25 protein-coding genes are annotated in these 20,896 nt (G+C 35.5%); 5 read left to right on the top strand and 20 right to left on the bottom strand.

Annotation, left to right across the window (positions count from 1 at the left end; translation table 11 throughout):
* Window positions 1-37 precede the first annotated feature (37 nt).
* The 3 genes from GSF08_RS04200 to GSF08_RS04190 form a co-directional block, all read right to left on the bottom strand.
* Window positions 38-673 (bottom strand): VTT domain-containing protein, encoded by a 636-nt coding sequence (locus GSF08_RS04200; RefSeq protein ID WP_160624557.1) that lies wholly within the window; start codon window positions 671-673, stop codon window positions 38-40.
* Window positions 674-757: 84 nt separating this feature from the next.
* Window positions 758-1,240 carry a peptide-methionine (S)-S-oxide reductase MsrA gene (gene msrA / locus GSF08_RS04195; RefSeq protein ID WP_160624556.1) on the bottom strand — a complete coding sequence of 161 codons (483 nt, stop codon included), beginning with the start codon at window positions 1,238-1,240 and terminating at the stop codon, window positions 758-760.
* A gap of 32 nt (window positions 1,241-1,272) precedes the next feature.
* The gene (locus tag GSF08_RS04190) at window positions 1,273-1,866 is read right to left on the bottom strand and encodes a hypothetical protein (protein ID WP_160624555.1); all 594 of its coding nucleotides are present in this window, start codon (window positions 1,864-1,866) and stop codon (window positions 1,273-1,275) included.
* Window positions 1,867-2,207: 341 nt separating this feature from the next.
* Here GSF08_RS04190 and GSF08_RS11645 point away from each other — a divergent pair, with 341 nt between their 5' ends.
* Both GSF08_RS11645 and GSF08_RS04185 read left to right on the top strand, forming a co-directional pair.
* A complete protein-coding gene (locus GSF08_RS11645; protein ID WP_283809448.1) occupies window positions 2,208-2,339 on the top strand; it encodes a hypothetical protein in 132 nt (43 codons plus the stop codon).
* A gap of 277 nt (window positions 2,340-2,616) precedes the next feature.
* Window positions 2,617-3,462, top strand: coding sequence for a hypothetical protein (locus GSF08_RS04185; protein WP_160624554.1), 846 nt, complete (start codon window positions 2,617-2,619; stop codon window positions 3,460-3,462).
* 94 nt (window positions 3,463-3,556) lie between these two features.
* Here GSF08_RS04185 and GSF08_RS04180 read toward each other — a convergent pair whose 3' ends face one another.
* The 10 genes from GSF08_RS04180 to GSF08_RS04140 form a co-directional block, all read right to left on the bottom strand.
* Window positions 3,557-4,471 carry a peptidoglycan recognition protein family protein gene (locus tag GSF08_RS04180; RefSeq protein WP_160624553.1) on the bottom strand — a complete coding sequence of 305 codons (915 nt, stop codon included), beginning with the start codon at window positions 4,469-4,471 and terminating at the stop codon, window positions 3,557-3,559.
* A gap of 13 nt (window positions 4,472-4,484) precedes the next feature.
* Window positions 4,485-4,712, bottom strand: a complete 228-nt coding sequence (locus GSF08_RS04175; RefSeq protein WP_160624552.1) for a hypothetical protein — start codon at window positions 4,710-4,712, stop codon at window positions 4,485-4,487.
* Window position 4,713: 1 nt separating this feature from the next.
* Window positions 4,714-4,890 (bottom strand): hypothetical protein, encoded by a 177-nt coding sequence (locus GSF08_RS11510; protein ID WP_249805858.1) that lies wholly within the window; start codon window positions 4,888-4,890, stop codon window positions 4,714-4,716.
* A gap of 13 nt (window positions 4,891-4,903) precedes the next feature.
* Window positions 4,904-7,138, bottom strand: a complete 2,235-nt coding sequence (locus GSF08_RS04170; RefSeq protein WP_160624551.1) for a phage baseplate protein — start codon at window positions 7,136-7,138, stop codon at window positions 4,904-4,906.
* Window positions 7,139-7,149: 11 nt separating this feature from the next.
* Window positions 7,150-9,267: a phage tail protein gene (locus tag GSF08_RS04165; RefSeq protein WP_160624550.1), complete on the bottom strand. Its 2,118-nt coding sequence runs from the start codon at window positions 9,265-9,267 to the stop codon at window positions 7,150-7,152.
* A 12-nt stretch (window positions 9,268-9,279) separates the two neighbouring features.
* The gene (locus tag GSF08_RS04160) at window positions 9,280-9,939 is read right to left on the bottom strand and encodes a hypothetical protein (RefSeq protein WP_160624549.1); all 660 of its coding nucleotides are present in this window, start codon (window positions 9,937-9,939) and stop codon (window positions 9,280-9,282) included.
* Entirely contained in the window at window positions 9,939-12,167 is a 2,229-nt protein-coding gene (locus GSF08_RS04155) for a coiled-coil domain-containing protein (RefSeq protein ID WP_160624548.1), read from the bottom strand. The genes GSF08_RS04160 and GSF08_RS04155 overlap by 1 nt, the downstream gene beginning before the upstream one ends.
* A gap of 167 nt (window positions 12,168-12,334) precedes the next feature.
* Entirely contained in the window at window positions 12,335-12,592 is a 258-nt protein-coding gene (locus tag GSF08_RS04150) for a hypothetical protein (protein WP_160624547.1), read from the bottom strand.
* A gap of 121 nt (window positions 12,593-12,713) precedes the next feature.
* Complete coding sequence (locus tag GSF08_RS04145) at window positions 12,714-13,307, bottom strand: bacteriophage Gp15 family protein (protein ID WP_160624546.1); 594 nt, start codon at window positions 13,305-13,307, stop codon at window positions 12,714-12,716.
* The gene (locus tag GSF08_RS04140; RefSeq protein WP_160624545.1) at window positions 13,297-13,698 is read right to left on the bottom strand and encodes a DUF6673 family protein; all 402 of its coding nucleotides are present in this window, start codon (window positions 13,696-13,698) and stop codon (window positions 13,297-13,299) included. Before GSF08_RS04140 ends, GSF08_RS04145 begins: the two co-directional genes overlap by 11 nt.
* Window positions 13,699-14,290: 592 nt before the next feature.
* On the opposite strand from GSF08_RS04140, the gene GSF08_RS04135 reads away from it, so the two are divergent.
* Complete coding sequence (locus GSF08_RS04135; protein WP_160624544.1) at window positions 14,291-14,683, top strand: hypothetical protein; 393 nt, start codon at window positions 14,291-14,293, stop codon at window positions 14,681-14,683.
* 1,350 nt (window positions 14,684-16,033) lie between these two features.
* Here the strand turns inward: GSF08_RS04135 and GSF08_RS04130 are convergent.
* From GSF08_RS04130 to GSF08_RS04100, 7 genes are all read right to left on the bottom strand, one after another.
* Window positions 16,034-16,282, bottom strand: coding sequence for a hypothetical protein (locus tag GSF08_RS04130; protein ID WP_160624543.1), 249 nt, complete (start codon window positions 16,280-16,282; stop codon window positions 16,034-16,036).
* Between the two features lie 193 nt (window positions 16,283-16,475).
* Window positions 16,476-16,709, bottom strand: coding sequence for a hypothetical protein (locus GSF08_RS04125; protein WP_160624542.1), 234 nt, complete (start codon window positions 16,707-16,709; stop codon window positions 16,476-16,478).
* Window positions 16,710-16,783: 74 nt separating this feature from the next.
* Window positions 16,784-17,032, bottom strand: coding sequence for a hypothetical protein (locus tag GSF08_RS04120; protein ID WP_160624541.1), 249 nt, complete (start codon window positions 17,030-17,032; stop codon window positions 16,784-16,786).
* 345 nt (window positions 17,033-17,377) lie between these two features.
* Window positions 17,378-17,881 (bottom strand): phage tail tube protein, encoded by a 504-nt coding sequence (locus tag GSF08_RS04115; protein ID WP_160624540.1) that lies wholly within the window; start codon window positions 17,879-17,881, stop codon window positions 17,378-17,380.
* Between the two features lie 18 nt (window positions 17,882-17,899).
* Window positions 17,900-18,355, bottom strand: coding sequence for a hypothetical protein (locus tag GSF08_RS04110; protein WP_160624539.1), 456 nt, complete (start codon window positions 18,353-18,355; stop codon window positions 17,900-17,902).
* Between the two features lie 55 nt (window positions 18,356-18,410).
* Window positions 18,411-18,878 (bottom strand): hypothetical protein, encoded by a 468-nt coding sequence (locus GSF08_RS04105; RefSeq protein WP_160624538.1) that lies wholly within the window; start codon window positions 18,876-18,878, stop codon window positions 18,411-18,413.
* 161 nt (window positions 18,879-19,039) lie between these two features.
* Window positions 19,040-19,450 (bottom strand): hypothetical protein, encoded by a 411-nt coding sequence (locus GSF08_RS04100; protein WP_160624537.1) that lies wholly within the window; start codon window positions 19,448-19,450, stop codon window positions 19,040-19,042.
* Between the two features lie 193 nt (window positions 19,451-19,643).
* On the opposite strand from GSF08_RS04100, the gene GSF08_RS04095 reads away from it, so the two are divergent.
* Window positions 19,644-20,126, top strand: coding sequence for a helix-turn-helix domain-containing protein (locus GSF08_RS04095; RefSeq protein ID WP_160624536.1), 483 nt, complete (start codon window positions 19,644-19,646; stop codon window positions 20,124-20,126).
* An 11-nt stretch (window positions 20,127-20,137) separates the two neighbouring features.
* The gene (locus GSF08_RS04090) at window positions 20,138-20,581 is read left to right on the top strand and encodes an ImmA/IrrE family metallo-endopeptidase (protein WP_160624535.1); all 444 of its coding nucleotides are present in this window, start codon (window positions 20,138-20,140) and stop codon (window positions 20,579-20,581) included.
* Window positions 20,582-20,896: the final 315 nt, after the last annotated feature.

Genomic DNA, 20,896 nt, shown 5'->3' with positions numbered 1-20,896 from the left:
CGATTATGCTTCTGTTTTCTAATGCTTACATTTTTACTTATGCCAAAGCTTTACGCTTTTTATATGCACGATATCCTTCCAGCAGCACTGGGATGAATGAAAACATGATAATACCGGCAACCACAAAAGTAAAATGACTTTTCATAAAGGGAAGATTGCCAAAACAGTATCCCAAGCTCAGAAACAAAGGCACCCAAATCACCGCACCCAAAATATTATATACAGCAAAATGACGATACGGCATCTTTCCAATTCCGGCCACAAAGGGAGCAAAGGTTCGCACGACTGGTATAAACCGTGACAGCAGGATTGCTTTTCCGCCATATAAGTCATAGAAGGACTGCGCTTTTTCAATGTAAGCCGGCTTTATCAATCGATGATTAGCTGTAAGCATATAACCTCCAATCCTTCTGCCGATCATATAATTGACGCCATCACCCAGTATTGCCGCCGCAAGGAAGAGTGCCAGCAGCGGAACTGCTTGAATATTTCCGTTGACAGACAGCGCTCCGCAGGCAAACAGAATGGAATCACCTGGAAGAAACGGGGTGATAACCAAACCGGTTTCACAAAACAGAATCAAAAATAATACCGCATAGATAAAAATCCCGAACTGATCCATCAGTGCGGGAATGTATTGATCAATATGTAAAATAAACGCTATCATATCCATATCCATACCTCACATCTTTTCCTATTATAGTATGAAATAGATTTTTTACGAGAAAAGCTGTCCTTTTTAACAAAATCTTAACATTCAATCAAATCGAATATGGCAATACCCATTCGGATTCTTTTTCAGATAATCCTGATGATATGTTTCCGCCAGCTGAAAGTTCATCAGCGGCATTACCTCAGTAACGATACGAGCTTGATAGCGACGCTGTTCCAGTGCAATGCGTGCCTGAATCTTCGTGAGGTCTTCATCATGCACATAATAGATCCCGGTACGGTACTGAACGCCCCGATCATTGCCCTGGCGATTGTGAAGCGTCGGATCGACCACGTTGAAATATGCGTCTAATACTTTCCGCAGAGATATGCTTTCATCATCAAATGTTACCTTTACGGCTTCACAGGCATTTGTCGTTCCTTGGCAAACAAGCTCATAGGTGAGCTCCCCTTTTTGATCGGCATTAGCGTAACCTACTTCCGTGTCCGTTACTCCGTGCAGTCTAGAAAAATATTCTTCCACACCCCAAAAACATCCTCCAGCCAAATAAATCACATGTTTCTGCATACAATCACTCCTTTTGCCTGTATGGCAATTGCTTAACCCAGCATCTGAGCCTGTTTCAGATAGCCTAGCAAATCCTTGATTTTCACTTTCTTCAGACGTTTTAAATTCAGTTTCAGTTTGATTTCATTTTTCAGGCGGGTGATACTTTTTCCATCCTTCGTAAATTCAATAATCATGGAAATCAGCTCCCGCAGATCCCGCTCATGAAGCAGTGAGGATTGAAGGTCAATTCGAAAGTGGTCATAGTAATTCACATGACCACGCTCATAATTAAACAGCAGCAGTTCAAAATCTTCATGATAGGTGAAATGACAGCGAGTATTGATATCCCTTTCCCCAGCCAGGAAGCGGTTTAAATCAAAATGGATATTTTCCGGATTGCCTTCCGCTAGTTCCAATTTTATCACGTAGTCACTTTTTTCAAATATTGATCCATAGCCGATCCAGAACATATCTAAATCACTGCCGCATTGCAGATGCCACGTATGATAGTACTGATCGACAATGCGTTTAACTCCGTGTTGATTATACGGAGCCAGTATCAGCGCAACCACATTTTTATCATGATCGCCGTGGCGATCATGCAGATCACGTTCAAAATCTTTTAGAGTCATCACCGGTCTCATAAGCTTCCCTCATACTTTCTGTATGTATTATACCAGTCCGGGTTATATGAAAAAAGACCTGATATTCACATGTTTAAAAATTAAGTTTTATATTCACATAAGCTGAAATCTTTTTTCAAATGGGAATAACTTCATATTTAATCAATATTTATACATACATGAAGTAAATTTTTCGATTTGCGGCCATTTGATACAGATTTCATTTCAATAAAAGTATGCTATAATGCAGAAAAGAGAGAAAATCCAAATTAAAAACTGATATAAAAGTTACCTCATCAGCTCAATTTTTAAATTTTCTTTCAAATCATCAAATTATGTAAAAATAGCATCGAGGTGAACACATGGAGAATCCTAACACGGAACCGACTTCCGCAATTTTGGAAGTAAAAGAAATCTTGAAAAAGCTAGGACTGACAGAAAAAGAAATATGTGAAGTCCTGGATAATTTAGAGTTGAAAGAAGATGAATTCTAAACTTCAAAGAAGCAAAAACACTAAAATTTTCTCTGTTACTGCGAACAAACTGCACTTTTCGATAAGGATGCTGCAGTTTTTTCTTTAATTGGTAAGTCCTCGCTACTCAATTTATGTTGTCGGAACCTTATAACCGTACTATAATAAAGATAGGATATTTCATTTATAAAAGGTTTAAGTAGTATAAATTAAGTTTCACTTGGATAGGATATTGCAACGGTGGTACTTATGTGCTAAATCACACATAGTATATAATTCAAAAGGAGGATATTGGGGTATGAAAAAAGTAGTAAGGCTTTTTCTAGTGTCTTTGTTGGTGTTGGGGCTGTCTGCCTGCGGCGAAAAAAAGGCAACCTTGGAAAGTGATTTTGAAGATCACAAGAGTGCTCGAACATTGATCGAAGACACGGTAAAAGAATTACAGAAGCAGGATGATGTCAAAGAGTTGGTGTATAAAAGCGGCGACGGGGATAAAGGAAAAGCATCATTCAATTCTGGAAAAAGCTTCATTGAGATTTATGTTAAGGATAATAAAGTAAGTAAAATTTCATTAACGGATAAAGGAAAATCAGACAGTAATTATTCAGATGATTATATTGCGGCGGTCAATGGTTCCTTGAAGCTGTCCTGTTTCAAATTAAGTACTTCCAATCATAACGCTATCATCAAATATTTCAATAATGGCGGTGGAGAAGAAGAAAATATCAACGGCTACATCGTGCTCTTAAAAGATGGCAAGCTGACGATAAATAATGTTACCGATGAAGCTTTGTCAAAAGCAATTCCAATCACGATCGATCAAATCGAGCTGGTAGATTTTAAATGTCTGCCGCCGAATTCCATCGGTACGGTTTATATGCAGACTCAATTCAAAAACAATTCAACTAAAACCATTACAAGTATTTCTTATAAATATCAATTTGAAAATGATACGCATTATTTGACTTGCTATGATACTCTGCTTCCTGGCGATGTCAGCGCAGTCGAAGATACCTTTGGTCCAAATTCCGGCAATATTGCGGATGCGCAATTGCTGAAGGTTTCGCTGTCCCTGCGCAATGAGGATGGATCAACTACCTACGTCGATTACGATAGCAAAACCAAAGAATATTCTTGGTGGTAGAATCAACAAACTCATTCATGAGACGTATAGATCACGATAGCTTCCATCAAACCTGCAAAAAAAGTCTACCCTCAATTAAGAAGGTAGACTTTTTCTAATCAAAATAGACAAAATATGCGGGGCCGGCATCCAGAATTACATCCTTCTGTCCGATATGAATCTTAATAGCCCCATTTGGCATATCAGCAGTTTCCCGGTATACATCCAGCACCTTAAAATCACCACGAATACGAAATCGTTCGCCCGGCACAAAGATCTGATCGCCGGATTTCACTCCATGAGCATTGACCTCATCACAGGGGCCCGCATCAATCCAATTTTGTTCAAAAACCGGTTTTCCATAACATAACTCGTACGATGCAATCGCTCCGTTTACAAACCCTTGCTGTCCGTTCGCTGTTACTTCATCAACACGATAGACGTTGGGGAATATTATAAGATCTCCAAGCTTGAATATATGGTTTTGATTGATTTTACGGATCTTACCAATCGGTGGAGGCTGAGGTATCCGTTTCAAATAACCATCGACTTTATCTTGGAAGGTTTTCCAATCATATGGTATGCCGGATCGAAGCTGTGCCGGACAATTTTTTCCTGACCAGTCATGATGCTGAAAAAGATGTTCTGTTCCAAGACCATATCGCTTCAGAATATCGGCAGCCAGTTCAGCCGCATTATCACAGGCTTTCCTCATATTTCCGTCGGAATTGATACAAATTTCAATGGCGATGGTTTTATAATTTCCATCCCCATAGCCATCTCCCGCATGCCAAGCAATTTCATTTTCTGGAATTGATTGCGTAATCACATGGTCATCAACGCAGTAGTGCCAGGAAGCTTGGATATTTTTACCGCTGTTTTGCAGATAAGCAGCATGATTGACTGCGCCTGCTCCTTTTGATGGATTTCCGGTCTGATGGATGGTCACTCCCCGCATGCCTAAACGTATTTGTCCGCTGCGAGCTCCATATGGAAGTATTGGAGCATACATTCTTTTTATTTCTGCCATTTTTATTCCTCCTTTAACGTTCACTTAATTCATCTATTCTTCGGTGTACAGCCTTGATACTGTTTTCCACAACAGCCATCCTTTCTACAACGTTATTATGTTTTTCTACTTGTTTTGTAAGATACTCAATCTTGTAATGCATCACCGCATTCGCCTTATTATTACTAATACATGTTGTGATAATCGTAGGGACAGCCACGCAAATTCCGCCGATCATTGCTACTAAAATATCCGTATTCATATTACTCCCCCTTTTTCATGCTTTGCGTACCAAAATAGAATGCGATGACTACTGTAAAAACGGTCATGAATTGATCGCTTTTGATTTTTTGAGTGAGTGATAAATAAGAAAAGACACCGGTGAGGATCAAGGTGACAATACTTTTTACACGAATCAGTTTTATTAAATTTTCTTTCATCATTTTCCCTCCGCTAAGCTGTTCGCAGCCAAAAATACGTCGTCATATAAGGCGGTAGATTTCCGCCATTACCAGAACCCGTATTCGCTGCAGTCGCGGTGTGAACATGTGCTCCGTTACTTGCAGCGGTACCAGATATCGAGTGAGTATGTGCACCGCCGGCATTTTGAGAAGGCGGCACCTGAGTAGGATCACTGGTTCGATAATGTGACATAAACGTATATTTTGAAGATGCCGGCAGCACAGAACCGTTTATCCAATACCAGCCATTGTAGCTGTGATTATGATTTCCTGCTGATGCGGCAGATCCAGAAACAGTATGTGTATGAGCACCGCTGTTTGCAATCGTAACCGCATGGGTATGCGACTGCAGCTCTTTATGACCGCCGGATATACCTGCTTTTTGAAAGCTGGAATCACCTTCATCTACCCCTATCAAGGTTTTTCCTTGCGCATAACGTTCCCACACACCTCCAAAATACTGCGCAGGATTGACATTTTGGATGCTGATATAAATACTGCCAACAGGATATATTTCCGGAGCATTCAACTTTATTCCGTTGACGCGGATATCACCTGCTATGTCCAACCCCTTATCCAGCTCGGGTATTTTATTGATGCCAATGGCATAATTGCCGCTGTTTTTCTTAATTGAGATCGACATAACTCCGGCATTTAAAATCGCTGAATAGGTATAGGTTCCTAATTTATCAGTCATCCTTATTTGAAAATGATATACGTGTTCAGAAGGAAAGTCCCCGATAATATTATTAAATGTAAAGGATCCGTCCTCACCTTTTACGACTGTGATGGATACTTCATTCCCATAAACCGTTTCTTTTTCTTCTTTATAACAATAGGTTACCGATAAAAGATCATTTTTTTGTTCCTGATCGATCATCATTGGATCATAGCTTCCTTTTAAAATAAGCGAGGTTGAATTTTCAATATCATTACGCCGATGTAAACGGATTTCTACCTTAGGTTCAGCATATGGTATGAACTTCAAAAATGCTTTTGTCAAAGATCCCTGGAGATTACGACTGTCGATTGCATACACCGTTATCCCGGTATCCGCAAAGGCTTGGGTTGTATGAATCGTTGTCGCGGTACTTTCAAAAGCGGAGCCGTCCACCATAACACGATATTTTTGAAGTGAAGCAGCGTGCTTTGCCGCTGCCGCGATATCACGTACTTCGATTTCAGAATGTCCTTGAATAATATATTGATTATTTCCGGTTAGACCGACTGTAACCGCATTTGTATCAAGATATGTAAAACTGTTTACATCTGGAGCGCATATGGATTGATCAATCTGAACACTGCCTGTCCCACTCGTATTACCGATGGATACACCATTCACAAAAGTTGTCAGTTGAATATTCATATCCTTTGTTACGGCCGTTGTTAACTGTGTGTAAATTTCATTATTTTCAGAATCCGTCGGCTGAATGGTAATCGTTCCCCGTTTTAGGTTTGTGCGTTGAAAGGAATAGCTGCCGATTGTGAATTGTGCTGTATGTGTAAATAAGTCGCTGTATCCGTTAATCAATAAGTCAAATGCAGTGCCAATCTTATAGGAAGGTTGGTTTCCAATGCCTGATTTTCCCAGCGTAGTGATTGATTTTGCTGCACTTTCACCCAAATAAGCACCATTTCGGCCATACACGCGTACTTTAAAAGTATATGTTTGGTTTGGATTTAAGCCGGTAATGGTCGTTGTCCCATTCCCATTATTTGTATTCAAATTCCAGTACGTACCGGTATTCGCATCATAGAGCTTTACATACCAATAGTTTCGGGTACTGTTCAAGGTATGAGAAACTACACAGGAATTTTCAGTAATCCCGCTGATTGATGATATCGTATAGTTCGTAGCCGCTTCAACCGCCGGGGAGCTCACAGTTCCACTCGCTGAAAAGTTGAATAACGGATACGTACTGACACTGCTTTTGACGCTGATTGAAACAGATCTTGAACTACCAAGACCTACTGAAAAGCTTTGTGAACCATAGCTTGGAGAGTTTGCTCCGTTCACACTGAAGCTGATATTGCCGGTCCACGTCTTACCATTAATTGTTACGGTTGAACCATTGTAATATACACTTCCCTCATAGGTACAATGCCATCGTACGGATGCACTATAATTTGCGACTATATTCGGGTATGAACCGGAGAGGGTCACGGCCGATACATCCAAATAACCGGTTACTCCACTACCACTGCAAGCGCCTGAAAAAGATGCCATATTCATTCCTCCTATTCATCCATCAAGAAAAAGTCCACACGAGATTTATCAGCAGATGCAATAATGCTGAGCTTACCCATTTGAACATTTCCTCGAATGTGAGCATTTTCCAGCTCGGTTGTATCACGATTTACACGAATCACCTTTTTGCCCTGATATTCTACTGCAAACTCGGTACTGTCAATTACGGTATCTGTATCGGTTTCGGATTGATGTACGCGTATCCCAGAGCGGTCAATTTTTACCCCAGTGGTGTAAATTTCGTCGTTATTGGGCGTCCATGTCTTTTTAACGGTTCCATCATTCAGCATAAAGTCTGAAACCAATAGCCATTCCGCGGATGAGGATACAGAAATTGTTACGATAGAGGCGGTACATATGAAGGTAAGGGAATACTCGTGCCAATCCTCATCGGTATACAAAGCATCGCTTTCAAAAAGAATTAACGCTTGATTATTTTGAATGATTTTAATAGAACTTGCAGTCATATATTTCCGTACCTTTACAGAACATGTATAGGTACTGCCCAAGGACAGTCGAACATCCTGCTTCAAGGATCCCTGCTTTAGTAAAAACGCATGTCCGGAAACGGTGTGATCATCTGTATCATTATTTCGAATACCAGTAACATCTGTATTTACAGGTAATTTATTTCCATGTTCATCTATTTCACGATACCAAAAATCGGTTCCGCTCCATCCGCAGGAGTTCGAAAGAAAATTAAAACCAGACATTTCGGTAAGAATTGTCGTAACATCCTTTTTGGTCTGCGTGATTGCAGATGATAACTCACTTTTTGTTGAATACAACTGATTTGTTTCATCTTTTTTGTAATATTCCGAAGAAACAATATTTTTAATATTATCCGGCTGAATCATAACTTCTGCATTTTCAATCCGTATATCTTGCGCTTTTTCGTTTTCCTCAATGATTTGAAGTGACCCTGAAATTTCATCAGCTGCCTGCTGAACCGCAGAAGTAATAACCGTATTTGTTTCTCCTTTTGTATAGGTATTTTTGATAAGCGCTGTATTTGACGCAACATCCCGAATGATTTCATTGGAAGTTTCTTGATTTTGTTTTGTCTTCACATCAAGCGCTGATATCGATGTCTTCATACTGTCGATGGTACCAGATATGTTTTTAAAGGAAGTACTCAAAGCAATTTCATTAAGACCTTCATTATCTGGATACCGTTTGTATTGTACGATCTGATGAGTAATATATAAATTACACCGATTATCAATTAAGGTAGGTTTATCATACATTTTAAAATCCAGCATGCGATATTTGGGATTTATTCTTGAAAGATCGATAAGTTTACAGCTATAAGAGCGATTGGGAATTGCAGCTATTTTTAATTTTTCGATTGCTTCATCCAAAAGCTCTTTTTCATCCGTGATTGCGTCATCATGCCAATAGGCAGAAACAATTTTTTCACTATATTCATGATTTTCAATATATTCTTTGCCCTTGTTGAGCACCGCAAAATTCACATAGGAAACCGCTGAAACATTGCCGTCCTCATCTTTTGTTTCCGTTTTTTTACCATATGCATACAATCTGGTTACGAATCCGCTGCTTGATCCTTTAAATTCCAAATTCTGCAAATTCAATTCATCACTCATATACAAACCCCGCGGCTGAATCAGATCCGGATGAATGATCTTGATCTGTTTTGAAGCGGTATGATACTCATAGACCACACCATATAACTGTTTACATGCCATTAGAATTTCGTAATCAGTGCATCCTTCCATGTCAATATCTGTGTGCCCTACAACTGTACCAGCACCTACGAGCGTCCATCCGGATGGAATAATGTACTCCAGCAATTCCGTAAACCCTATGTTTTTACGAATAAAACGAGGATATATCTGTTTTTTCCATTCATCCATGTCAATTTCAGCCGTGATAGTAGCTATTTCTTTTCGCTGGTTAATTGATTTAATCAGAAAATCATTATCTTCAAATCGAAGTGATGATTCTTCCTTCAAATATGTAAAGTTAGAATCTGATGGCTGAATATCAAAAGAGAGCGATTGCTCGCCCTCATATTCGGTAGTTATACTAAAATTGGTTCGGTTTTCCAACGGCAGATAGCCCTGCGCTGTTTTTATTAGTAACATAGTCCTGCCTCCTTACATAAAGGTTGGATAGTACTTCACGACTACCTGCACACTGGGATCGCTTTTAGTGATTTCATTAAGTCCAGCTTTTAACATCGGAAATCGTGAAATCATCACACTGTCGAAGGCTGAAACATCCGGATTGTCCTGATAATAAATGCGTTTATCGATACCGTCGATGATCAGCGTTTTATCTGTGGGCAGACTCATTACATGAATATCACCCACATAAAAATCATCAATCGCTTGTTTTGATGTGATTTCATAAATCATGTTTGTTTCAATATTTCCCTGATTCATGATTGAATCATTCAAATTTTCCGTAATCAACGGTTTCTGCTTTAACGTATAAAACGTATAAATACCGGTATAAGCTCCGTATGCTTCCTCGCTGATTTTGCCATAGGTAGTTGGATAGCAGTGATAGCGATATCCATCATCCAGATCAAGCACACATTCTTTTTGGGCTTCCGCAGAAAAATTACTGATATCTTCTTCACGGGTAAAGTCGATTACCAATTCACGCTGCTGCGGCTTTAATGACTTTTCGCCCATGATCGGATAGTAGCTGTTACCGCCAAATAAAATATCTTGCGTAAACTCCATGCTTACGGGGGAGAATCGCACAACACTTGCGCGAAATTCTGTAAAATTATGATCATTTATTTTCATTATAGACCTCCTTGAAACGCTATTTCTTCACTGATAAAAGGCGTTAATGCGACTGCCGTTTCACGCCCGTCAATGGAAATGTGATTCTCAAGATTACCCTTTAAAGTTGCTTTTAATTCAGGAACATCGACATGTAATTTTCCGGTAGTCATCAATTCATGTGAATAACTTGATTGTATCAAACCATTTATCTTAAAATTTTCTCGATGGAATGCATCTTGCATCTTATCAACCATTCGATTTACTTCTGATACATCCAGATTTAGGAAAGACTCTAAAACATCAGATGAAATAGCATCAGTCTGTTTTAACAATTCCGGAGTTCGATCATCCAATCCTATTTTGGCACCTTCCATTACATATTGGAAAATTTGACGCACTTTACGGGAAGGTGAATGTATGTCAAAGGATTTTTTCAATCGATCTAGGATTCCCCCAGCTATTCGATCCGCTTTTTTAAACAACGGTTCTTCTTTCTTCTGCATTTCATCTAGCATTGGTATCATTACATCGCCAAAGATTTTACGTGAGCTTTCAGGTAGGTCCTTAAAACTTCCTTCCACTTTATTTGCGACTTTTTTATAGCCTTTTTCAGCTTCCTTTGCTTGTCTGGCAGCTTCTTCGATCATATCATCGGTTATACCGGATTCTCCATTTTTCTTACGCTGTTTTAAATCTTCCAAAACATTTAATTTATCAATTGCATTCTGTCCTAATATTTCTAATGTGTTCGCCGCTTCACGTTCGGCTGCTGCTGCCGCATCCTTCTCCTCTTGAGTTGAATTTTCATTCAGCTTTGCCGTTTTTTCTTTTGCTTTTAAAATCTTTTTGTCAGCATAATCTGTATATAATTTCAAATTATCGGTTATCGATTTTTGTAAATCTGCTGCCTCTTGCTGTTGCTGCTCAGTCCATTGTGAACTCTCGGTTTGATTCATTTCTATAAGTTTCTCTTGTTTGCTATTAATAAATGTTTCCAACGCGCTCAATTCATCATTATTTTTAATTTTTCCTAGCTCTGCTATTTTCTCCCCTTGCTCTACAAATCCGTCAATTTCATTTTGATAGCCAGTGAGTTTCAACTCTTCAGCCTCAATTTGAGCTTGAATTTGACGTTGTTTTTCTTCATCCTTTTCTTTATTCTTTAATTCTTTCAAGTAATCAATATGATCTGTTTCCGCATCAATCTCTTTTTGCAAAGCTATTTTTTTCTCTTCAACAGATTGTGCTTTGGTTACAGCAGATTCCATTTGGACTTTTGCATAATTCTCAGCATTGCCACTGGCAATTAACGCAGCATTTGTTTCATAGAGCGAAATATCATCATAATATCCTTCAATAAGTTTATTCTGCTGATCATATTGCTCTTGCTTTGTATCAGTTTCTAATTCTAATTGTGATAATTCTGCTAAACGAAGATCTCCTTTTTCTAAAGCTTTTTGTCTCCAATTATCATGATATTCAGCTTCAAGCTCAGCTTCTTTGGCCTTCCTTTTTGTTTTTAATTCGGACATTTCACTTTCTAATTTATCCGCTTTAACCTGAGCCTCGGATAATTCTATCAATGCTTTTTTATAAATAGGCAATTCTGCTTCCAGTACAGCTTCAGCTCGTAATTTCGCAATTTTGTTATCAATGGCTCCTGATGCGTTATCGTAACCAGTTACCACGCCATTTTCTATTTTAATCTGTTCTCCTAAAGCACTATTTAATGTAGATATAATAAAAGCGGCTCTATCTTCATAGCCCGCTTTTACTTCACCATTCGCATTTACAAGTTTATTGAGCTCATTATTCAATCCCTGAATATTAACTGCTTCACTTAAATTGGCTGCTAATTGTTCCTCTTGTTTACTTTTTAAATCATTTCTTGCATCAATTTCTTTATTGATCGCATCCATGGCACGCTGATGCTCACTTATTTCGTTACCCATGAAGGATGATAATACTCCCAGAGCACTTACTACTCCAGCAATTGCTGTAGCGACGATAACATATGGACTTGCAAGCATTGCAAGATTAAAGTTTTCTGCACAGGTATTAGCAATATTTATCGTTGCGCTTAACATCCCCATAACCCCATTGAACAGTGTTATGCTTGTTATCGCCGTGGATTGTGCATCACTAACTGAAGCAGTACTACTTGCAAATGTGTCCATATATTGAATAGTTCTATCTAACGTAGAAGCCAAATCACTCATGGTTACAGAAATACTTTCACCCATCATTTGCATTGCCTTCTGTACGGAGATAGATAGCTGATCCATTTGGTTTAAAAATGTCTTTGAATCTATTTCATAATTCTCTATCATATAACCATTCCTTTCTTTTATTAATCAAGATAAAAAAAGAAATCATTTGATTTCTTTTCCCAAATTATTTGTGATTTTATTCTTTAAGTATTTTGTTGATGCCATACGGTTTTTTTCGTAATCTCTTCATAACTTTCTAAAAATGCATGAATTTCAGAATAATGATTATTATCCTCATACAACACTAAGAAAAATGCATAATGATTAGGATATGACTTTTGTATTTGTGTATTTAAAATTTCTCCCCCATTTTCTTGTATTCCCATTAATATTTCATTTAACATGTAATCTCGAATTTTGAATGGTTCAATCCCAAATATACTCAAAAAATTTCTTTTCATAATAATTCCTCTCTTCTTTCATGTTTTCAGCATATCATCTTCTATTTGCTTTTCCAATAGATTTAAACACTTTTTCATCATTAATCTGTTTTACAATATGATTTTTTTAAGTTGATATATTCTAGTATTCAAGTTCAGGGGCATTCATCATCCCAGAAGCAAGGATAGATGCAAAAGAATTAGCAATCTGTTTTTCCGAACGATCATCATTTAAACGATATATATTTTTCATATTTGCATAAAATTGTCTTTGATCCTCAGACATATTCGAAGTAATCGGTATGGATCGGTACATCATCACTTGTTTTATTTTTGATTCATCTGGCAATTCTTGAAAAAGCTCTTTAAATTTCCACCAATGCAAATATTCAATATCATTCAGATCAATTTGATAATACTGCAGGAAAGCTGAATAAATAAGATATTGATCTTGCTCATAGGAAAAAATCGGTTTATTTGTTAATTTCCCATTCACATTTTTTCTCTCTTTCAATTTCATTCCACAGTTATAAAACCATATAAGTTTTTCAACACATGCAGATATATCCTCCGGAACTTTTGGATAGTATATTAAAATAGCTTTTAACATCTTATCCATATAGGAAATTGATGAATCAGCCATCAGCATTTCAAACTGTATTCCCTGTCTGAAATCAGATCGAATATCAATTTCCTTCTGATTAATTTCAACCTTGTTCGGAAGCTTATCCAACAAGATGTTCATGATTCATTTCTTCCGCATGTACCGTCAGATTCTTATTTTTGGTAAATGATGCAATTTCTTGAAAAATAAAGGTTACTAATTCCTGATTTTCTTCAAAATCCATCGTTCTGCCTCCAAATATTTTTTCATACGCTCCATTACCTAGAATCAAATCAATGGTTTCTCTTACTAAATCACAGCATTTATAAACAATATCAGAGATTTCTTCCTGTTTTAAATTTTCTTTCTTTGACTGGCGCATAAGCACTTTTTGTCCCTTCAAAAATTTTTCTGAAGCTCTTTTCACCGATAATGACAATGGATTAAATGAATAGTTTCTTCCATTTATCTGAAGTTTCAAGAATTCTGGCTTTTCCTGATTCTTAAATTCAAATTTACTCATATTTATTTTCTCCCTTTAGTATCCTGTGTAAAAAAGAAGCACAGCCTTCATTGCTTTGTTTTTTTATGCCATTCAAACAAAAGGCAAAGGTTTTCTATCTATCAAACCACACTATCATCTTATCATGGATATCTAGGTACATTGTCGCAATATAGTTATTATTTTTGTCTTATTTTTCTATTTCCGCAGTTCTAGGAATATGTCTTTCCCTTTATAAATTTGATGATTCAGTTTTATAATCATTAACATTTAACTAGCACAAATACAGTATAAAGAATACCAATTTTTAACAATTAATATTTATTTCTGATTCGTGTATATATGAGAAATTAAATTTTATGTACCACACCATTCTATCTGACTATTTTCATCTTGATTTTGGAAAATTTTTATACAAAAATACTTATGTTAACTAGAATAAATTCAAGCAAATATCTGTTTTTAAACACATAATTTATTAATTCTTAAAATAGCTAAATTGAAACCTAATAAAGAAGCATCTGAATGTAATCTAAAAGTATTAGTATAGTAAATATATCTTTATTGGAAATCCTTATTTAATATGCTAATATTAAGATAAAGAGATGAATTTATGAGAAAAACAGCACTTATTTTATTTGCAGTCTTATTTTTATCTTGTATAGTCGGTTGTGGTGGGAAAGAAGAAAAAGACATTCGCTCTATTCTTCTGGATAATGGATTTGAAGAAGAATTTTATGATTTCAAAGATAAGAAAGGATATATTTTTACTAGAGATGATATAACTTTCACTTTTTTCCCAAAAGAAGATAATAGTGGTGCAAAATCATCAACATCATATAACCCAAGTTATTGTGTGTTAAGTAATACGGATCCAGATAAAAATAGTAATTGTGATAAAAAAGCAAAAAAGAAGATTGACAGTCTCTTAAAAGAATTAGATTTAACCTATGAAGATTTAGATATTACTGGAACTACTTTATATGAAAGAGACAACAATCATTAATCTTTTTTATCACTTATGAATATCAGTATTTATGTACTACACATCTTGGCATCCTATCTAAGTCTTAAAAAATAAATGTTAATAGATATGTAAATATAAAGGCTTTCCATTCAATGAAAGTAAAGAATGAATATAATAAACATTAAAATATTTCTAACATGTTCTTAAAATTGATAAGTGATATGACAGAAGATAGATTGGGTGAACTGAGTAATAAAGTGTGATATAGAATATATGTAATACAAACTGTGTAAGTTGAGCTATTTATTCTCAATTTACACGGTTTTTCTTTTTTTGCGATACAAGAAAGTAGAGGAAGAATATATGGCAAAAAAGTCTAAAAATGAACAAATAGATATAGTCAATAATATCACGTAAGGTAATATTGAAATCAATAATCATGGCGGATATTTTTAACATCAAAGAGATGTAAATAGTATTGAGAATAAGATATAAGCTGGTACGTCAGTGTATTAAAACACAATATTTCAAATTAGCGGAAAAAAATTAATAGCTTTTCGATATTACATAAAATAGTTTCAGACATAATCTTTCTCGTATTACCAGAATTAGAAGAAAATGTTATCAGCATTTGCATGCTACGCATTCTTAATTATATATACGTCAAAAGTAGATAAAAGGTGAAGAAATATGCTGTTTACATAATACAAGACGTTGATGTAAATGGGTACAATGATATCTTAGGATTGTGGCTCTGTGAAAGTAAAAGATAAATGATTTTTAAATACATTTAAATAATCAAAACCAAATTATGAAGAAGAACTGGCATATTGAAAAAGAATAGCTCTTAAATTCTATAATTATTATTGTAATTGTTAATAGTGAAGTCAGGATAAAAAATGACAAAGCATAACTTTTAGAAAAATTATACTTTGTCAATAAATTAAATCTTCTAAAAAATAATATTTTATTTCATAGACACAGTCAATATTGCATGATTCATAATTCGTAAGACTCTCAGAGATTTCTTGATACATATTATTATCTACGTATAAAACAAAAATAAAAGCACCATAAATCTGCTGGAAATGAAGCAGTAATAATTTCACCGTCTAATTTTTGTAAATGATTCATAATGTTATTCTATACATCATTCATCCAATTTTTTCACATTGCCAGAAAATTCATTTAACTTATACACACTCTTTTTATCTAACCTTAACCTAGCATATTCACATTGCTTTTCCCTCATTTTCAAGCAAATATTTCCCTCATTTCTTTCAAAAAACATAAATTAGTTGTTATGCCAATTCATATTTTTTTTAATCTTTTCATAGTCTTTTAAAAAAGCACTTATCTCAGAATAAAATCCATTATCTTCATACAATACTAAAAAAAAGTAATAGCTCCAGAATTAGGAGAATAAACTTGTGTACTTAACACTTCCCCTCCATTCTCTTGTATACCAACCAAAATCTCATTGAACATAAAAGTTTCAATTTTAAAATAAGATATTCCAAAAGTACTCAAAAAATTTCTTTTCATAATAATTCCTCTTTTCTTTCCTGTTTTCAGCATATCATCTTCTATTTGCTTTTCCAATAGCTTTAAACTTCTTTTGATATCAATATCATTCATTATAGTAATATACTCTATTGTGTTGGTTTACGATTCACCACGATTATTAATAGATAATTCAACATGTTATGGCATTTTCGACTATCAAATCCACATTAGATATATTCTTACTCAATTCAAGATTATCTTTTTATTCGTAACTCTCCCCTTTCTTTCATAAAAAAAACCACACTTACGTGTGGTCAAAAAATCACTATGATGTAAACGTATCTAAAAATTTCTCGATTTCATCATTATTATTGTTATCTTCATATACAACAATAAAAAGTTCGTTTTCATTACCATAAGTTGCATTGCTTAAATTTATTGAAAAGATTTCACCACCTCTCTCCTGTATTCCACAAATTATTTCATTATAATACTTATTAGTTTTTTTTCTTTTTAAAGTTTTGAAAATACTCAATTCACTTACAAATACTCTTTTCATCTTTTCCCTCCATATTAACTTTCATATTAGGATTATTTCATGTCAAATAAATGTCTTTTTTTCCTTAAATACTATTATTGATGCCATGTGGTTTTTTTTGTAATTTCTTTATAATTTTCTAATAAAGTATTTATTTCAGAAAATAAGTTATTATCCTCGTAAAGCACTAAGAAAAAAGTAGTTAAAGATTGACGAGTACTTACCATTTGAGTACTTAAAATTTCTCCTCCATTCTTTTGTATTCCCATTATAATTTCATTAAACATATGATCACGAATATCGCATGGATCCATTTTAAAACAACCTAAAAAATTTCTTTTCATAATAATTCCTCTCTTCTTTCATGTTTTCAGCATATCATCTTCTATTTGCTTTTCCAATAGCTTTAGACTTCTTTTGATATCTGTTTTTATTATATAATTTCTTTTAGACGACATATACTAACATTCTAGATTAGAAGTATTCAAATAGTACATAGTATCAGATTGTATATCAATTTCCTTTCGATTAATTTCAACCTCGTTTAAAAGCTAAACCAACGGGATATTCACGATTCATCGCTTCAGCAGTAATGAATCGAGATTTTTTTAATATGCTGAACACAGTCAATAAAAGATGGTAATTGCTATTCTTATTAAAAAAGCGGATAATGAATATCCGCTTTGATCTTATTTTGCTGTAAAAGTCTTTGTAGTTGGATTCCATTCCCCTTTTACTGCATCACCCTTGTATAACAGAGCGCCGGCAAGACCCATTGCTTCACCGCCGACACCGGAGCCACTATTATCCACTTTCACGGCTACATGCTGCTGATAAGCAACCACAGAGCCCTCAGTTGTACCCGGCAGCCAGGAATAAACATTCACAATATCGGTCTCACATTCCGCACCGATTTTACGCTCACGTCCAATATTGGCAATAAAGGATGCCACTGGATCCGCTTTATCAAGCTCTGCCACAAATGTAAAAGTAGGGGCATATCCAATCACGGAAGATGTTCCCGATTTCTGGTGAATATACTGACTATCCTTAGTCTTTGCATTTAAAGCTTCTGTCAATTCTGTAAAACCCTGTCCGATCAGGCTCCATACTGCCTGATCGCCAGATCCTGTATTCATATACGATAACATTTCATCGCGCGTAGCGATACCTGCTGCATTTACTGAAGTCATATTTGTTTTCTCCTTTTTTTATTGATGTTCAATTCTACACTCAAAAATAGCCATGCAATCCAACATATTGTCTATTTTTCGTTCTACCGTCGGAAGCTCAATCATTCCTATTTTCAAGTACTGCATATCATCGCCTAATACTGGCAATGCATTATTTTCGCAGGCAGAATCAAAAAATTCATTAATCTGATACATGACATTAGAACCATATAATTCTGTCGCTGCATCCGCTTCTTGGAATCGATACCAGATTGAGAAATACAGACTTCCTGTATATCCCCCGGTAATATCCTGTCTTTTCTGTACTTCACTTTTTAAAAACTGGACGCACATGGAAACACTTTGTTTATGTAAGACTCCAAATTTAATCGGTGAAGGCAGATCAGGAATGGTGTCCAAAAATGGCAGAAGACTATCAACAATACGTTTCTGATCATACATTGTCAAAGATTCTAACTGCTTGTTTTCCAACATGATGATCCTCCTGATGTAATAGAAAAGCTATACTAAAAGTTCAAAATGAAAGAACCTATGTATTCTTATACAGCAGTACGAAGGGATGTAATTCATCCGTTTTAGAATACGCTTTGGAATATTGGGGATGATCTTCCATAAACTTCTGAAGTTTGGATTGGAATATTTCAGTATCGCTTTCATCTTGAAGCTGATAGAGAATAAATTCAAAGAACATGGGATCAATATTTTGTTCATACAACATGAGCATTCGTCGGCATCGACTCAATTCCACATGAAGCTTCTGTTTTTCCTGCTTCCATGCTTCTTCACGAAGCAATAAATCCGCTTTCCCTTCATAGTGAAGCGAATCCTGTAGTGCTGCTTCATCTGTATAGCCAAGTTTTCGAATAAATTTTTCTATTGCTTTTCTTTTTGCTTTTGCAATTCGATCGTTTAATTCCTTATCACTGTACTTCTTTACCTCCGCGGTGGGATAATCCATACCATATCCGCTAAATTTCATTGACTGTAAAGTATTCATAAGCCCTCCCAATTTTGAACATCCTGTGAATTATTTCGGAAGCACAGCCTTCACACGCTTTGTTTTTTTATGCCGTTCAAACAAAAGGCAGAGGAAGAAAAGCTTGTTTTTCTTCCGCATATGTATCATATCATTTCTGCTTTGGTACATTGTCGCAACCTTCATAAAATTCGAAAAAGCATTTTGTCAATTTTTTTATACATATTTTGTCGGTTCATATGATGTTCATCTGCAACGTTTTCATGACGTTTATTTTTTACATAAAGATCGACGATCAAATCCCGCTCTTCATCTTCCAGTTTTGCCAATGTTTCATCCATCCGAGCAATCCGATCACAATAGTTCTTTCGCTCTTTGATACAGATTTCTTCCTCCATAAGCCAATAAACAAAATTGTTTTGCCGATGATGACTTGTCTTTCTTACAACATCGGTACGCGGCGAATTGACACCTTGAAGATGGATACTAATTTCTTCCAGCTTCAAATCATATTCCCGTACCATTCCTTCATAAAATTGTCTGGAACGCAGATCCCTTTTAAATTGTTCTGCCTTGTCTTTTTGTGTAATCATTTCATTTCTCCTCCCACCACCGTTTAATTGAACATTTATAAATTAAATTCAATTATATTGGATTTAATACCATAATATTCCTGCAAATTGCAAATGTCAATGGATATCAATATTTAAAAATCCAATTTAATTGAATTTTAAATATCATTAAATTTACAAATGTGCTATGATTGATGTAAGAAGAGGTGATAGTATGTTTGGTGAAAAGATGAAAGAGGCGCGACTATTAAAAGGATATCGTCAGAATGAATTAGCAAGTCAGATTTCTGTCAGCAATACAACGGTCAATAACTGGGAACGAAATATCAGTAAACCGGACTTAGAGACACTTACGCGTATATGCAAGGTTCTTGATGTATCACCCAATTACTTTTTTGACTTTAAAGATGAAACGTATACCTTGCATGAAAAGCAGCTGATCACACATTACCGCTCACTTGATGCATATGGAAAGAAAGCTGTAGAAACTACATTGAATTTAGAATATCAGCGAGTTCATGCTAGGGTTGAAAACCGTCATTTTCAAAGCTTTGATGATGCATATGCATTTATGATCAGCGGGCAGATGTATGCAATGGGTGGAATGAATATAGAATCCATGAATCAGGAAGAATTGATCGACTTGGCAAACGATATTTATGAAATGGAGCAAAAAGCCTCGAAGTACTTGAAATAGGAGGGCTAACAATGTTCAAGAAATATCAGGATTTATTGGCACAATTTCCTACCGTTGCGGTTGAGGATATGCTACAACAGCTGAGTATTCAAAAGGTCTATATGAACGAGAAGATGGGGCTTAACATGGATGCATTACTGCGAATTTATAATAGGAAGGCAATTATTTTTGTAAAACCGGATTTGGAGGAAAATTATCAGAAGTTTGTACTCTATCATGAAATCGGTCATTACCTGATCCATTACAATCCTGGAACAGAATATCATTTTCTTGCAGAGCGATATCGAAACCGTACAGAAGCTGAAGCAAACTATTTTGGTTGTTATTGTCTGTTGGCGGATGAAGATATCCATGATCTTTGCATACCATCATTGTTGATTAACAAAGGTGTACCAGAAAAAATCGCAAATGATTTTTGGGAATATGAATCGCAAAACCACATAAGCTTAAACTGATCAAATCATTTTTTATTAGCAATTTTCTAGCATAAATAACTGCTTTGGGAATGATACATATGCTGGTAATGTGAGTTGTTTTTTTAGGTGACAGTTATTATAATAATCGTAAGGTTCATTAAATAAGCAAATTAATTTATATACGTAATGCCTCATGCAAAAAATTCAATCAAGCATGAACAGATTTTTCCAAAACGGAATATGAAATAAAATATACCAGCATAGAGAAATCAGAAAAAAATCAATCGGGTATCAACATGGATGAGCATGTTATACATATAAATTATGGGAGGATAAAAAGTTGAAAAAGGTTTT

The organism is Copranaerobaculum intestinale (genome assembly GCF_009831105.1).
GTDB lineage: Bacteria > Bacillota_I > Bacilli_A > Erysipelotrichales > Erysipelotrichaceae > Copranaerobaculum > Copranaerobaculum intestinale.
This window is presented reverse-complemented; position numbering and strand designations above follow the sequence as displayed.